11 protein-coding genes and 1 pseudogene are annotated in these 15541 nt (G+C 68.8%); 6 read left to right on the forward strand and 6 right to left on the reverse strand.

Annotated features, from left to right (window positions below):
* Positions 1–294: 294 nt before the first annotated feature.
* Positions 295–3345: a TonB-dependent receptor plug domain-containing protein gene (locus ASG29_RS00085; RefSeq protein WP_055978517.1), complete on the forward strand. Its 3051-nt coding sequence runs from the start codon at positions 295–297 to the stop codon at positions 3343–3345.
* 114 nt (positions 3346–3459) lie between these two features.
* On the opposite strand, the pseudogene ASG29_RS00090 reads toward ASG29_RS00085, so the two are convergent.
* The 3 genes and pseudogenes from ASG29_RS00090 to ASG29_RS00100 all read right to left on the reverse strand — a co-directional run.
* Positions 3460–3945 (reverse strand): annotated as a pseudogene (locus tag ASG29_RS00090) (FxDxF family PEP-CTERM protein); the annotation flags it as partial.
* 206 nt (positions 3946–4151) lie between these two features.
* Entirely contained in the window at positions 4152–5474 is a 1323-nt protein-coding gene (locus ASG29_RS00095; RefSeq protein WP_055978520.1) for an ATP-binding protein, read from the reverse strand.
* A gap of 59 nt (positions 5475–5533) precedes the next feature.
* Complete coding sequence (locus ASG29_RS00100) at positions 5534–5773, reverse strand: XrtV sorting system accessory protein (protein ID WP_055978523.1); 240 nt, start codon at positions 5771–5773, stop codon at positions 5534–5536.
* Positions 5774–5959: 186 nt separating this feature from the next.
* On the opposite strand from ASG29_RS00100, the gene ASG29_RS00105 reads away from it, so the two are divergent.
* The gene (locus ASG29_RS00105) at positions 5960–7030 is read left to right on the forward strand and encodes an acyltransferase family protein (protein WP_055978525.1); all 1071 of its coding nucleotides are present in this window, start codon (positions 5960–5962) and stop codon (positions 7028–7030) included.
* 174 nt (positions 7031–7204) lie between these two features.
* Here ASG29_RS00105 and ASG29_RS00110 read toward each other — a convergent pair whose 3' ends face one another.
* Together ASG29_RS00110 and ASG29_RS00115 are read right to left on the reverse strand one after the other, a co-directional pair.
* Entirely contained in the window at positions 7205–8050 is an 846-nt protein-coding gene (locus tag ASG29_RS00110; protein WP_055978527.1) for a 2OG-Fe(II) oxygenase, read from the reverse strand.
* Positions 8051–8086: 36 nt separating this feature from the next.
* Positions 8087–10048, reverse strand: a complete 1962-nt coding sequence (locus ASG29_RS00115; protein ID WP_055978529.1) for an acyltransferase family protein — start codon at positions 10046–10048, stop codon at positions 8087–8089.
* Between the two features lie 161 nt (positions 10049–10209).
* On the opposite strand from ASG29_RS00115, the gene ASG29_RS00120 reads away from it, so the two are divergent.
* Genes ASG29_RS00120 through ASG29_RS00130 form a run of 3 tightly spaced genes read left to right on the forward strand, consistent with a single transcriptional unit; the run spans position 10210 to position 13544 of the window.
* Positions 10210–11835 (forward strand): O-antigen ligase family protein, encoded by a 1626-nt coding sequence (locus tag ASG29_RS00120; RefSeq protein ID WP_082515523.1) that lies wholly within the window; start codon positions 10210–10212, stop codon positions 11833–11835.
* Positions 11836–11887: 52 nt separating this feature from the next.
* Positions 11888–12823, forward strand: a complete 936-nt coding sequence (gene epsC / locus ASG29_RS00125) for a serine O-acetyltransferase EpsC (protein ID WP_055978533.1) — start codon at positions 11888–11890, stop codon at positions 12821–12823.
* Entirely contained in the window at positions 12810–13544 is a 735-nt protein-coding gene (locus tag ASG29_RS00130; protein WP_055978535.1) for a gamma-glutamyl-gamma-aminobutyrate hydrolase family protein, read from the forward strand. Before epsC ends, ASG29_RS00130 begins: the two co-directional genes overlap by 14 nt.
* Before the next feature lie 31 nt (positions 13545–13575).
* Here the strand turns inward: ASG29_RS00130 and fucP are convergent, their stop codons facing one another.
* Positions 13576–14865 carry an L-fucose:H+ symporter permease gene (fucP, locus tag ASG29_RS00135; RefSeq protein ID WP_055978536.1) on the reverse strand — a complete coding sequence of 430 codons (1290 nt, stop codon included), beginning with the start codon at positions 14863–14865 and terminating at the stop codon, positions 13576–13578.
* A 115-nt stretch (positions 14866–14980) separates the two neighbouring features.
* Here fucP and ASG29_RS17755 point away from each other — a divergent pair, with 115 nt between their 5' ends.
* Complete coding sequence (locus ASG29_RS17755) at positions 14981–15541, forward strand: SDR family NAD(P)-dependent oxidoreductase (RefSeq protein ID WP_055978538.1); 561 nt, start codon at positions 14981–14983, stop codon at positions 15539–15541.

A 15541-nucleotide genomic window follows, 5' to 3' on the forward strand; every position in this document is an offset into this window, starting at 1 on the left:
CGTTTCCCTCATTTCACGGCGCGAAGGCTAATCCCCGCCGCACGGCCGGGCGCATCGTAACGACGCGGCGCGCCATAGCAGGCGGTTATGCACCAGCGCCGTGCCCCGCGCCGCGCATCACGCACCCTTAACCATATCCCCCGGCTATGACGCGACGACGATACGGACCGTCATCCGCCCTTGACGTGCTTCGCGCAACCCCGGCACCTTCGGCCACGATGCCGATCCGCGAGAAAAGCGTGACGGTTCAGGCCAATACCGTCGAAGAATGGCGGATTTCGGGGGATTTGGAGCATGATCGATCGTCACGCACGTCGTCTGACGTTCTCGGGTAGCGCGCTGCTGGCGCTCGCCGCCGGCCTGGCCACGCCCGCCGCCGCGCAGACCCAGCCGAGCAGCACGGCCACCGCGCAGATCGGCGATCCGGCGCCGGACACGGGGGCCGACCCCGCGCAGGGCGACGTCGTGGTCACCGGCACGCGTATCGTGCGCGACGGGTTCCAGGCGCCGACCCCGCTGACCGTGCTGACGCTGGAGGAGATCCAGAACAGTTCGCCGTCGAACAACATCGCGGACTTCGTGAACCAGCTGCCGTCGCTGGCGGGCGGGTTCCGACCGTCGAACTCGCGGCTGAACCTGTCCAGCGGGCAGGCGGGCATCAACACGATGAACCTGCGCAACCTGGGGTCCGAGCGCACACTGGTCCTGCTCGACGGCCGCCGGTCGGTCCCCTCGACGGTCACCGGGCTGGTCGACGTGAACACGATCCCGCAGTCGCTGGTGAAGAGCGTCGAGGTCGTCACCGGCGGCGCGTCGTCGGCCTATGGCTCCGACGCGGTCGCGGGCGTCGTCAATTTCGTCCTGGACAAGAAGTACAGCGGCCTGAAGGTGACCGTCGACAGCGGCGTGACCGAGGAAGGCGACGGCTTCAACTATTCCTTCAGCGTGGCGGGGGGCACGTCCTTCGGCGCCGACGGGCGCGGCCACATCCTGCTGGCGGGCGAGCTGGCGCATCGCGACGGCATCTTCCAGGTCGACCGCGACTGGAACGCCACCGGCTACGTCCGGATTCAGGACCCGGCGTGGACGACGACCAGCACGACCCCCCGATACCTGATCCGGCGTCAGGTGGGCGCCGCCAATTCCACGCCGGGCGGGCTCATCACCAATTCCACGGGCGCGACCGCGAACAGCCTGCGCGGCCTGTATTTCGGCCAGGCCGGACAGGTGCTGCAATATCAATACGGCGCGCTGACCTTCCCGTCCGCGACCGGGACCGCGCCACCGACCCTGACGCAGGGCGGATCGTGGCAGGTCAACGATTCGGGACGCCGCATCGGCCTCGATCCCGAGGACGACCGGCACGGCATCTTCGGCCGCGTCAGCTACGAGGTCGCAGACGACATCGAGGTGTTCGCGGAAGGCGCGTACAACAAGCAGGACATCTTCTTCAACGCGGGGCCGAACCTCGCGACGGGCATCGCGCTGAACGCGACCGGCTGCGCCGCCGCGGCGAGCGCGGCCGCCGCGCCGCTGACGTGCAACGCGTTCCTGTACAACACGCTCGGCCCGGCGCGACTGGCCGGGATCACCGGGGTGACGCTGGCGACGACCGCGGTCGACCTGCCGTTCCGCGCGATCGACAACCGGCGCGAGGTCCAGCGCTATGCCATCGGAGCGGAGGGCAGCACCGAGGTACTGGGCAAGCGCGCGACGTGGAACGTGTACGGGCAATACGGCCGCGCCGACCTGCGCGAGCAGTTGCGCAACATCATGAACATCACGCGCATGAACAACGCCACCGCCGCGGTCTTCGCGCCCGTCGGCAATGCCGGCGGCTATGCCCCGGGCTCGATCCAGTGCCTCGTCAACGTCGATGCCAATGCCACGAACAACGATCCGGCCTGCGTCCCGCTGAACCGCCTGGGCGTCGGCGTCGCCAACCCGGCGGCGATCAACTACGTGCTGGGCAACCCGTATCGCGACGAGATCGTGGAACAGTATAATGCGGGCTTCAACGTCTCGCTGACCCCCTTCGCCACCTGGGCGGGGGACGTCAGCGTCGCGCTGGGCGCGGAATATCGCGAGGAGAAGATCCGCGGGTTCGTGCCCGCGGAGTTCCAGCCCGTCTCGACGGTCGACACGGCCGGGCGGCCGGCGACGACGAACCGCTGGTCGGTGGGCAACTACCTGCCCACCAACGGCAAGTTCAACGTCAAGGAAGCCTATATCGAGACGGTCGTCCCGCTCGGCTTCGGACTGGAATTCAACGGCGCGGCGCGCGCGACGCGCTATTCGACCGCAGGCTATGTCACGACGTGGAAGGCGGGCGCCACGTGGCAGCCGATCGACGACATCCGCGTCCGCGTCACGCGGTCGCGCGATATCCGCGCACCGAACCTGAACGACCTGTTCCAGGGCGGTTCGGCCAACAGCGATGCGATCCGCAACCCGATCTACACCAATGACGGCGCCAACGGTCCGGCCAGTTTCGGCTATTCCGGCTTCGTCACGGGTAATCCCAACCTGACCCCGGAGAAGGCGGATTCGTGGAATGCCGGTGTCGTGCTGTCGCCGCGCTTCCTGCCCGGCTTCAACCTGTCGGTGGATTATTTCCGCATCGACCTGAAGGAGGGGATCAACACCTTCAGCGCGCAGCAGATCGCGGACCTGTGCTATCTGCAAAGCCAGCAGGCGTTCTGCGACGCGATCTCGATCGATCCCGCGCGCTCCACCGCGGCGCAGCCGTACCTGCTGATCCGCAGCCAGCCGTTCAACGCGGCGAGCCAGCTGGTCCGCGGCGTCGACATCGACGCGTCCTACCGGTGGTCGATCGGCGATACGGTCGGGCCGGCGGACGGCAACCTGACCGTGCGCGGCCTGGCGACGCGCTACATCGACAATCTGTTCGACAGCGGCGTGCCCGGCACCGTCATCCTCGATTCGGTCGGGGTGAACGGCGGCCAGTTCTCCACCCCCAAATGGATCTTCCGCGGCAGCGTCGCCTACGACACCAAGGATTTCTCGATCACCGCGGTGGGACGCGGCGTGAGTTCGGGCAAATATGCCGCCAACGGCATCGAATGCTCGACCTCCTGCCCGGCCAACGATCCCAATTTCTTCACCTACGACGACAATCAGGTGTCGGGCCTGTTCTACGCCGACCTGAACCTGACGCAGAAGATCGACATGGGCGGCGCGGAGGCGCAGGTGTTCTTCAACGTCACCAACCTGTTCAACCGCTGGCCGCTGCTGCTGCCGGAGACGGGGCTGGCCGCCAACAGCACCTATTCCGACCTGCTGGGCCGCCAGTTCCGCGTCGGCGTCCGCATGCAGACGCGCTGACCGGATACGGGGGCCGGCGCATTGCAGCGTCGGGCCCCGTATCGCGCGCGCCGACGAAAAAAAGGGCCGCGTGCATCGCTGCACGCGGCCTCTTTCCTTACCCGCGGGTTGCGATCAGGCGAAGGCGACCGTCGTCTTCGCCGCGCGGCGGCGCATCGCGCCACCGATCGCGCCCATGCCCAGGATCATCAGCGCCCAGGTCGTCGGCTCGGGCACGCCCGCCAGCGACAGCGTGCCGGTGTACTGGCCGTCGACGCCGGCCGAACCGCGCACCAGGATCTGGTGAGCGCCGGCGGGCAGGCGGAAGTTGGCGAGGTAGCGACGCTCGAACTGGCCGGTTTCGGTCGCCGGGATGACCGTCGCGTCGAGCTTCACGCCGTTGAAGATGAAGTTCACGTTCTCCTTGAACGCGGTCGGCGTCGACATGTTCGACAGGATCTCCACCGTCGCCGAACGCGCGAAGCTGGTGACGAAATCGTACGTGTCGGTGAAGGGCGACGACTTCGTCGTGGGATCGGGGTTACCGAAATCGCCACCGACGTTGGTGGTGTAGTCGAAATAGGTCGCGGCCGACGCCGAATTCGGAACGATGGCGGCGATCAGTGCCGCGGCGGCGATACCCTTGATGAAACGCATGATGTCACTCCCTGTGTGCCCAGGCCCGGTAAAGCCCCTGTAGACCCGAAGGGCCGACCGGGTTGGCGTCCTGTCGGATCGGGCAATGACAGCACCGGCAGTGCGCTGCAACATAACGGAATCTTCGCGATTCCAGAAACGGCACATCCGGGACGGACCCGACGCGCGGTTCAGGCGGGGACCCGTGCCCGGGGTTCCCCGATCCGGCCGGCGAGCCACAGGTACAGGGCGACGCTGTCGTCGACGAAGCGATGCGCCGGCCGATCCCCGACCGTCGCCGGCCGCACCATGCCCGCTTCCGCCGCCGCACGCAGCGCGCCCGCGAGCGGGCCGGTTTCGTCGGCGGGGTTCAGCACGACGCCGAAGTGGCGCAACCCCTCGCGGGCCAGGACCGCGATGTCGGCGGGCGGCAGGCGCAGGGCGATCGATTCGACCTGCTGCTGCGAGCGCGGCGACAGGCGGACCCACACGTCCTTCATCGCGCGGCGGATCGCCTCCGCCACGTCGTCGCGCGACACGTTGCCGGCCTGGCGGTCCAGCGCGCGCGCGGCGGCATGTTGCGCCAGCAGGCCGGTGATGTAGGGCGAGCCCTGCGCCGCCATGACGACGTCGGCCTGCGCATCGGGCTCGAACGACATCTGGCCGATCGATTCGCCCAGCGCGATCATCTCGCCCATCTCCTCGTCCGTCATCATCGGCATGGGCAGGCCCAGCACGTTGCGGCGGATCGACGGGATATGTTCGACCAGTTCGGTCAGGTTCGCCGCGACGCCCGCGATCACTATCTGGACGCGGATCGAGCGGTCCGACAGGCCCTTGATAAGCTCCGCCACCTGACGCTTGAATTCCACCGACGTCGCGCGGTCGAATTCGTCCAGGATGATGAGGACGCGGGTGCCCGACAGCTTCGCGAACACCTCGGTCAGCGTCGCGACGGTCAGTTCGCGGTCGGGCAGCAGCGAATCGAGCGCGGCGCCGCTTTCGGCGCGGTCCGACGTCGGGTCGAAATCGGCGTGATACAGCAACGGCACGTCGGCGGCGATGGCGCGGAAGACCGCGTCGAACTCGCTGGTTTCGGTGCAGGAGGCGTAGCGGACGATGTACCGCGCCTCCCGCGCCAGTTGCGAGAAGACGTGGAGCAGGCTGGTCTTGCCGATGCCGCGGTCGCCGAAGACGACGGCGTGCAGCTGCTGCTCCTCGATCGCGCGGATCAGCGACAGCAGGATCTCGCGCCGTCCCGCGAACATCCGCACGTCGCTGACGGGCTGCGACGGGGTGAACGCGCGCTGGAGCCGGGAGCGCTGCTGGTCGATCGGGCCGTCGCGGCCGCGCAGCGGGCGTTCCAGGTCGCTCGCCTCGCCCTTGAACCGCGGCAGGCGCGACGTCGCGGCGCGCGCGCGCGACGACGGACGCTGCGGCAGGTCCAGCGCCGGGATCGGCTGCGGACGCGGGCGGCGGCCCAGCAATGTATCGACGAAACGGGACCAGACCATCGTATCACTCGCTTGGAAGCGCCGCGGAACGGGCGCAGGTGTCGGCAGGGTGCCGATCGTCAGAAGTTGAAGCGCGGGCGCAGGACGTAGAAGATGTAGGCGACGACGAGGACGAGGCCCAGGATCGCGGGCAGCACATAGCCCTCGTTCCCCAGCCAGTTCACCACGGCGCAGCCGATCGCCGGCGGCGCATATTGCCACAGTTTGTCGCCCGGGTCCTCCTGCGAGGAGCGTTGGAGAAGCAGTACCACGAGGCCGGTGAAGACCATCAATGTCAGCCAGTCGAAAGGTGTTTCCATCGTGCCTTTTTCCGTCCCCCTGCCGGTAAACCGTCAGGGTCCGGGCGCCCGTGCCCGCCCGACATGCCATCCGTGCCATTCAGGGATGACTATTTCGTTTTCAACGCGCAAGCGATGGTTGCGCGAAATGCGAACCCGCGCCTAAGCCGCCCTCCTACATTACCCATTTCGGGAAGTCCCCAGCGAATGGTCGTCGACGACCGCAGCCTCACCCCGGCGCACAACAACCTGACGCTGGTACGGCTGGTCCTGGCCTCCGCCGTGATCTGGACGCACAGCGTATGGCGCATGAGCGGCCGGCAGGGCGCGGACGAATTCGCCGCCATCCTGGGCGCGCCGATCTCGCAATTCGCGGTCGACGGCTTCTTCTTCCTCAGCGGCATGCTGGTCTATTCCAGCCTGGTGCGACGCGGCAGCGCGCGGGATTTCGCGACCGCCCGGATCGCGCGATTGTGGCCCGCGCTGGCGGTATCGGTGCTGGCGACGGTGGCGGCGGGGGGGTTCCTGACGCAGGCGCCGGGCCTATCCTACCTGTCGGGCGACACCGCGAAGTTCCTGGTGGGCAACCTGACGCTGACGTCGGGGCATTATACGCTGACGGGAGTCCGGTGCGGCGCCGCGCCGTGCAACGTGAACGGATCGCTATGGACGATCACGTGGGAGGCGCGCTGCTACCTCCTCCTGATCGTGCTGTTCCTGACCGGCCTGTCGTCGCCGCGGCTGATGAAGCGCGTGGTCCTGCCCGCGACGCTCGCCTTCGCGATCCTGATGGACGTGCCGCAGGTGCAGGACATGATCGCGCGGGTGGCGGGCAAGGGCGTGCTGTACAACCTGGTGATGGTCGACCGGCTGTGGACGATGTTCGCGCTGGGCATCGCGGCGCATCTGTGGCGCGATCGCATCCGGCTGTCGTGGATCGTGCTGGCGGTACTGCTGGGGCTGGTGGTGCTGAGCGCTTGGGTCATGCCCGTGCCGCACCTGGGCGGCGTATTCGTCGCCTATGCGGTGCTGTGCTTCGGCTTCCTGAGCGCGCGCGGCGGGGCGGTGTCGGGCGACTGGCCGGACTACAGCTACGGCATGTACATCTATGCCTTCCCGATCATGATGGCGGTCGCGGCGCTGGTGCCGGTCACGCATCACTGGCAGCTGGCGCTGCTGAACCTGCTGCTGACGCTGCCGCTGGCGGCGCTGTCGTGGCATTTCGTGGAGAAGCCGGTGCTGGACCTGGTCCGCGACCGGCGGAAGGCGCGGGGCTGACAGGCGGCACCTTCGCGCGGAGGAGAGACTGATCGAGAGCCCATCGAAGCAGCGGTTTGATGGGCGCCCGATGCCGAAGCCTCGCCTCGAGGATCATGCACGCCGCCCGTGCGTCGAGACGGCCTTTCGGCGGCGCTCGATGCCTCCCCGGCACGGACGGTGGTGGGCGTGCCGCTACTTACGCCCCGCCAGCATTTCCCACAGGAACGGCGGGGTCAGCTGCTTGGCCACGACCTTGGGCGACCACTTCTGCTTCTCGCCCGGGCGCAGCTTGAACCGCGTCGTGTGGTCGGCGGCCTGTTCCTCCTCGGGACGGCCGTTGGTGTAGTAATACAGCGCGAGGCTGCGGCGGCGCACGTCCTCCGGGCATTCCAGCGGATCGGGATGGCCGTGATACGATTTTTCGGTGGTGGAGAACACCAGCAGCTGGTTCGCGATCGGCGGATAGCTCGCCACCTTCTGCGACACGTCCTCGTTCCACAATTCCAGCTCGCCCTTCCACTCCGGCTTCCACACCGGGTTGAGGTAGAGCAGCGCGTTCAGGCGCCGGTCCAGCTGCATCTTCTTGTGGCGGTTGAAATCGACGTGCAGCCCCAGCCGTCCCCCGCGCTTCAGCATGTGAAGGCCGCCGCCGTAGAAATGCGGATCGGGGATCAGCCCGTCGATTCCCGTCAGCTGCTCCAGGAATTCCAGGATCGGGCGCGAATTCATGATGTCGAAGAAATTGCGGATCGGATCCGGGAATTTCTCGTACGCGACCATGTTGAACTTCTGTTCGAAATGCCCCGTCGCATCGTGCGTCACCGCCCAGTCCGGCGACGATTGCGGCGGGAACACGTCGATCAGCCGTTCGACCACGCCCGGCTTCAGGAAGTCGGGGATGACGATATGCGGATAGGGGGCGGCGGTCTGATACTGCCGTGCCCAGCCGTCGACGCCGGCGTCGAGCCGTTGGAGGTCGACAACCTGGTCCAGGGTATTGGCGGCGCCCGCAGGCGCGATGGGGGAGATCGCGTTCATGATGGCTTCCTTGCCGTGCGCTGGTTTGACAACCGGTTACCGCCGCGGCGCCGCGGCGTCCAGCAGTCGCGCATCGACCGCCGCCGCGGCCTCGCGCGTCAGGTGGACGTCGTCCATGTACAGCGGCCCCTGAGCGCTCGCGGTCCGGCAGGTGCGCAGGTCGCAGAACAGGTCGGTCGTCGCGATCACGGGCACGCCGTCGCGCACGACGCCGTCCAGGATCGTCGCCATCGCCTTCCCCCGCCGCGCCGCCTCCTGCGCCGCGGGATAACCGCCGCAGGCGGCGACGTCGCGCCCGGCGAACAGTGCGGTGCGATAGCAGACGAAGGGGTCGCGCGGCGGCAGCGGGATCGGGCCGAGCATCAATACGCGCTTGCCCGCCGCGCGGAACGCCGCCGCCGTCGCCGCCAGCCGGCGCGAGGCCAGCGCCTGCGCGGCGGCCAGGGTGGGATCGCCGCCCGCGTCGGCGGCGCGGTACAGGTCGCCCGCCAGCGCATCCCACCGCCCCGCGATCACCACGGTGCGGATCGCCGGATCGGCCAGGATCGCCGCCTGCGCCCGGGCGACGAACGCCGGGCATTCACGCCGCAGCGCGTTGGCGGGGACGAATCGGGCCGCGGCGATCGGGGGGCAGCCCGCCTTCGTCAGCTGCCACACCGCCAACCCGCGCTGCTTCGCCAGGACGTCCATCGACGCCGCCAGCTGAGCGCCGGACGAATCGCCGAACAGCGCGATCGACGGCACCACGTCCGCCCCCAGCACGCATTCGCCCGCCGCAGGTGGCGCGCCCGCCAGTTTCAGGCAGGGCGAGCGGTTCAGCCGGTCCAGCTCGCCCGCGGTGCGCGACACGATCGCGTGCGCCGCGGGATTGCGGAAGGCGAGGCCCTGCGTGGCGAAGGACAGGCCCGCCAGCGCCAGCAGCGCGAGCGACCCCGCCGCCCCGCCGACGAAGATCGCGCGCCGGCCGAACCGGTCGCGGTTGCGGAAATAGCGTTCGACGGTGTGCATCGACAGCGATCCCAGGACGAACGACGCTGCGATCGTGCCGACGATCACCGCAGGCGCCGTCGGCGCCCCGATGCTTTCGGGCATGGCGAAGCGGGTGAACACGATCACCGGCCAGTGCCACAGGTAAAGGGAGTAGGAGATCAGGCCGACGTACACGACCGGTCGCCACGTCAGCAGCCGTGCCACGCGCGTCCCCTCCCCCGCATGGATCAGCAACGCCGCCCCGAGCACCGGCGGGATCGCGGTCAGCCCGGGAAACGGCGTTCCGGGCCGGTACAGCATGATCGCGGCGACGATCATCGCCAGGCCCGCGACCGCCAGCACCTCCCGCGCCGCGGCGCGCCTGACCGCGGGGATCGCCCCCACCGCCAGCAGCGCCCCCGCCAGCAGCTCCCACGCGCGCGTGAAGGGCAGGTAGAAGTTGAACCCCGGCCAGCGCGGCGTGGCGTAGATGCTGAGCGCCAGGCTGCCCAGCGCGATGGCGACCAGCAGCGCGTTGCGCGCCCCCCGGCCCCAGCGCATGACCAGCGCCAGCAGCAGCGGGAAGACGATGTAATATTGCTCCTCGACCGCCAGGCTCCACGTGTGGAGCAGCGGCTTGAGCTCCGCGGCGGCGTCGAAATAGCCCGATTCGCGGAAGAACACGACATTGGACGCGAACAGGACCGTCGCCGCCATCGACTTTGCGAATCGCTGCTGGTCGAACGACGACAGCAGGAACGCGGAGGCGAGGAACGCGACGAACAGCATCGCGAACAGCGCCGGATAGATGCGCCGGATACGCCGTTCGTAGAAGGCGACGATCGAGAACCGGCCGCGGTCGATGTCCGCCAGCAGCGTCTGCGTGATGAGATAGCCCGAGATGACGAAGAAGACGTCGACGCCGACATAGCCGCCGGACAGGGCCGCGATGCCCGCGTGGAACAGCACCACCGGCACCACCGCCACGGCGCGCAGCCCGTCGATATCGGCGCGGTATCGGATCGTCATCGTCGTTTCCCCGGACGGGCAGCCTTCCCCGCGACGCCGTGGCGCGTCGTTGACCGATTGTCCACCGATCGCGCCTATCGCGGGTGGCGGCACCCGCGCGCTTCCGCCGGCGGGCGAGTTGCTCTACTGCAACGTCAGCAGGGGTTGGGACAGACGGATCGATGAACATCTTCCGACGGCGAAGGGCCGCCGCCAGCCGCGTGGCCGCGCCCGTCCTGGCGACCTATTCCACGCCCAACTGGTTCCAGCGGCATCGCTGGCTGTGCATCGTCGCGCTGGTGGCGTTCGCGTTCGTCTATTCGGCGTTCTTCACGCTGATCGGCCGGTTCCTGATGCTGCAATTCATGATCCCGCTGATCGTGCTGCTGTTCCTCGTCGTCTGGATCCTGCCCGAGAACGACCGGCCGCCGACCCGCCTGATGGAGGTGTTCGCCTTCGCCTATCTGGCCGCGCTGCTGTGCTGGCCCGACTATCTGGCCATCGCGATACCGGGCCTGCCGTGGATCACGCTGCTGCGCCTGACCGGCTTCCCGATGGCGTTCCTGCTGCTGATGTCGATATCGATGTCGCCGACGTTCCGGGCGGAGATGAAGGAGCGGCTGAACGCCGTGCCCTTCATCTGGAAGGCGCTGGTCGTCTTCTTCCTGATCGGGCTGGCGTCGGTCGCCTGGTCGGGCGATCCGGGCTTTTCCTTCAACAAATTCGTCGTGGCGCTCGTGAACTGGTTCATTCCGTTCTTCGTCGCCGTGTACGTCTTCTCCAAGCCGCGGCGCGTCATCTGGCTGGGCCATATCCTTTGGGGCATCGCGATCTTCGTCAGCCTGATCGGCTTTCAGGAATGGCGCCACAGCCAGGTTCCGTGGGCGGGGCGCATCCCGTCCTTCCTGGCGGTGCAGGACGAGGCGGTGCTGCGCATCCTGGCGGGCGCGGCGCGGTCGTCGACCGGCATCTATCGCGTGCAGAGCAAGTTCACGACCAGCGGGGCGCTGGCCGAATTCCTGTCCTTCGCGCTGCCCTTCATCATCCATATCATGGTCAAGACCAACCGGTTGTGGGTCCGCCTCGCCGCGGGCGCGACGATCCCGCTCGTGATCTGGGCATTGGTGAAGACGGACGCGCGGCTGGGCATGGTCGGCCTGTTCATGTCGCTGCTGTTCTACGCGCTCGCCTGGGGTATCATGCGCTGGCGCAGCGACAAGACCAGCATCTTCGGTCCCGCGCTGACCATCGCCTATCCCGCGATCTTCACCGCGTTCATCACCGCGACCTTCTTCGTCGGGCGGCTGCGCGCGCTGGTGTGGGGAACGGGCGCGCAAAGCGCGAGCACCGAGACGCGAAAGGCGATGTACCGCGAGGGCATGCCGATGATCCTGAAGAACCCCGTCGGCCACGGCTTCGGCCGCGGGGCGGAAACGCTGGGGTTCGTCAACGGCAACGGCATCCTGACGATCGACACCTATTACCTGTCGATCGGGCTGGAATTCGGCATCCTGGGGTTCATCGCCTATTACGGCATGTTCCTGGTCGCCATCTGGCAGGGGACGAAGTTCGTGTGGCGCGCGCCGCGCGGCGAGACGCTGTACCTGGTCCCGACCACCATCGCGCTCGCGATCTTCGTCATCGAGAAATCGGTGTTCAGCCAGCAGGAGAATCATCCGCTGGTGTTCATCCTGCTCGGCGTCGCGGTCGCGTTGATGTGGCGGGCGAAGGTGGACGAGGCGGCGCGCGATGCCGCCGCCGCGGACGACGCGCGCGCCGCGACGGAACCCGCACCGCGCGGCTTGTAATTCCCATCGGATAAGGGGATATTAAATCGCTCCCGACAGGAAGGGCGTAGCGATGATCCCACCCGATGCCGTCATCCACGGCCTGCGCACCGTGCGGCAGGCGGCGCGTGCCGCGCGCGCGGGCGGTTCGCCGATCGAGGCGGCCCGCTTTCCGCGCCGGGCGGTGCTGGAGGCCGCGATCGCGGACCTGGCCGCCGCGCTCTACCCGCGCCGCATCGGCGGTTTCGCGGGCGAGGCGGACGCGGAGGACCGCTTCGTCGCCGACGTGCTGGCCCGCGCGCTGGCCGCGATCGGGGACGAGGTGGACCACGAACTGCATTATTGGGCGGCGGAGGCGCGCGCGCCGTTCGACGAGGACCAGGCGCGCACCATCGTCCGCCTCTTCGCCGCGACGTTGCCCGACATCCGCCGCCTGATCGACAGCGACATCGACGCCGCCTTCCTGGGCGATCCCGCGGCACGCAGCGTGGACGAGATCCTGGTCTGCTATCCCGGCGCCATCGCGGCGCTGCACCATCGCATCGCCCACCAACTGCACCAGCTGGGCGCGGTGGTGACCGCGCGGATCGTGTCGGAAATCGCGAACGAGCGCACCGGCATCGACATCCATCCCGGCGCGACGATCGGACCGGCCTTCTTCATCGATCACGGCACTGGGGTCGTCATCGGCGAGACCGCGATCGTCGGCGCACGCGTACGATTGTACCAGCACGTCACGCTCGGCGCGCGCAGCCCGTTGGGCAGCGCGCATCCCAGCGTGGTGGAACGCCACGCCCGCCACCCGATCGTCGGGGACGACGTGGTCGTCTACGCCGGCGCCACGATCCTGGGCCGCGTCAATATCGGTCACGGGGCGACGATCGGCGGCAACGTGTGGCTATTGTCCGACGTGCCCGCGGGCGCGGTGATCGTCCAGCCCGAGGCGCGCGCCCTGCCCGCGGACGCGGCGTCCGACCTGCGCGAGACACTGACCCATGCCGGCGCCTGATCGCCGCCCCGTCGTCGGCGTCCTGTGCTGCAACGAGGTCGCGGCGCGCCCGGTGCAGGTCGTCGCGTCGCGCTTCGTCGCGCCGTTGAGCACCTATGTCGACGCCACCGTGGTGCTGGTCCCCGCGGTCGCCGGGGTGGACGACGTCGCGGGGCTTTCCGCGCTGCTCGACGGCCTGCTGCTGACCGGATCGCGTTCCCACGTCGGGCCGGGACGCTACGGCGGGGCCGCCACGCTCGACGACGGGTGCGTCGACGACGCGCGCGACGAGGTGGCACTGCGCCTGTCCGCCGCGATGATCGAGGCGGGGCGGCCGGTGTTCGGCATCTGCCGCGGTTTCCAGGAACTGAACGTGCTGTTCGGCGGGACGCTGTCCGCCGACATATGCGGCGGGCGCCATCATCGTGGCGTCCACACCCCCTTCGACGACCAGTTCGCGCATCGCCACGCGATCGATCTGACGCGCGACGGCGGCTTGGGCACGGCGACCGGGATGCGCCGCGCGACGGTCAATTCGGTGCACGAACAGGGGATCGACCGCCTCGGCACCGGCCTGGCGGTGGAGGCGGTGGCCAGCGACGACGGCCTGATCGAGGCGATCTCCGCCCGCCCCTGCGGCGGCGACGTGCTGGCGGTACAATGGCATCCCGAATGGGATGTCGCGGGCTGCGCGCCGAGCCGCGCGTTCTTCGACCTGTTCCACCGCGCGCTGCGGCCGTAGCCGGCGCGGCGACGGGCCGCCCCTGGGGCGATCAATGCCCGGCCGCGACCGACGATCCGACGCGCCCGGCGCGGACCGCCGCATGGGCATAGGCCGCCACCACCGCGAACCCGGCGACCGGCACGAGATAGGCCAGCTCGATCCGTCCGCTCGCGTCCGATATCGCGCCCATCGCGGCGGTCAGCACCGCACCGCCGACGATCGCCATCGTCATCAGCGCGGCGGCGGGTTTCGCGCGTGCCGCATGGCCGTGGAGCGCGATCGCGTAGATCGAAGGGAACATCACCGACATGAAGAAGCTGACCGCGATCATCGCCGCGACCCCGACCGGTCCCGGCACCGCCACGATCGCCATGCCGCCCGCGGTCGCGAGGCAGGCGAAGGTGCGGCACACCTGCGCCGACGACCAGCGCCGCAGCAGCGGCAGCGAGGCCAGCCGCCCGGCGAAGAAGATCGCGAGCGACACGGTCAGATACAGCGCCGCGGTGCGCTCCCCCGTGCCCGGGACCGTCTGCTGCGCATAGCGGATGAGGAAGCTCCACACCCCCACCTGCGCCCCGACGTAGCAGAATTGCACGCCCACGCCCGCGGCGAAGAAGCGTGCGCCGAGCAGAGTGCCGAACTCGCCCGTCAACGACGCGTCGTCGGGTCGGTCCATCGCTGGCGGGAAGCGGATCACGAGGAACGCGACCGCGACGATGAGGAGGACGATCGCGATGCCGAGATACGGCAGCTGAACCGCCTGCGCCTCCGCCAGCCGCAGCGAGGCACGTGCCGCGGGGGAAAGGGCATCGCGTCGCGCCGCGTCCAGCTCCTGCGCGGAGAAGATGAACTGCCGCCCGATCAGGACGCCCGCGATCGTTCCCAGCGGGTTGAACGCCTGCGCCACGTTGATGCGCCATTCCGCGGTTTCGGGCCGCCCGATCGCCACGATCGCGCCCGTCCCCGCGGTTTCCAGGAACACGATCCCGCACGCGATCACGAACAGCGCGCCCAGAAACGCCCCATAGGTCACGCTTTGCGCCGCAGGCCAGAACAGCAACGCCCCGATCGCGTAGAGCGACAGGCCGACGACGATGCCGCGCCGGTATCCGAACCGATGCATGAACATGGCCACCGGGATCGGGGCGACCAGATAGGCGACGTAGAAGCAGGATTGCACCAAACTGGATTGCAGATCGGTCAGATCGAACGCCTTGCGGAATTGCGCGACCAATATGTCGTTGAGATTGTGCGCCATTCCCCAAAGGGCGTACAGCAGCACGACGGCGGCCGTCGCCGCGGGGGGCATCGTATCGCGCGCGCGCCGCCCGTCCCGCATTACGCCTCCTCCTCGCCGCGGCGCCATGCCCGGTGGGTGCGCATGACCCGCACGCCTTGCACTGGCAAGCATGGTATCGCTAATGGTATGTTATTTCATTAGTGATAGGGCGCCGATGGGCAGGCTGGACGGGAAGACCGCGGTGGTGACGGGCGCAGGGCGGGGCATCGGACGCGCCGCCGCCGAGCTGTTCGCCTGCGAAGGCGCGATCGTCATCGCGGTCGACCGCGATCCGGCGATGTTGGCCACGTTGCTGGATTGCACGCCGGTCACGCTCGACCCAACCGATCGGGCGGCGGTCGCGGCCTTCGGCACCGCCACCGGCGCGGTGGACGTCCTGTTCGATTGCGGCGATCCCGTCGCGTCCGTGCTCCACGCGCTGTTGCCGGGCATGATCGCGGGCGGCGGGGGATCGATCGTCCTTTTGTCGTCGTCGACGGCAGGCTTTACCCGCGGAATCGCGACGGATCGCGTCCGGTGCAACGTCATCAGTCCGGGGGCGACCACCGTCCCGATGCCGGACGGAGTCCAGGCCGCCCCCGCCCGCCGACGCACGACGGGACGGCGGCGCCCCACCGACGACGTCGCGGCGCTGGCGCTCTACCTCGCGTCGGACGAGAGCGGGCGTACCACCGGCCGATCGTATGCGATCGACGGCAGCTGGACGACGGCGTGA

This window comes from Sphingomonas sp. Leaf412 (assembly GCF_001425405.1).
In the GTDB taxonomy this organism is placed as follows: Bacteria; Pseudomonadota; Alphaproteobacteria; order Sphingomonadales; family Sphingomonadaceae; genus Sphingomonas.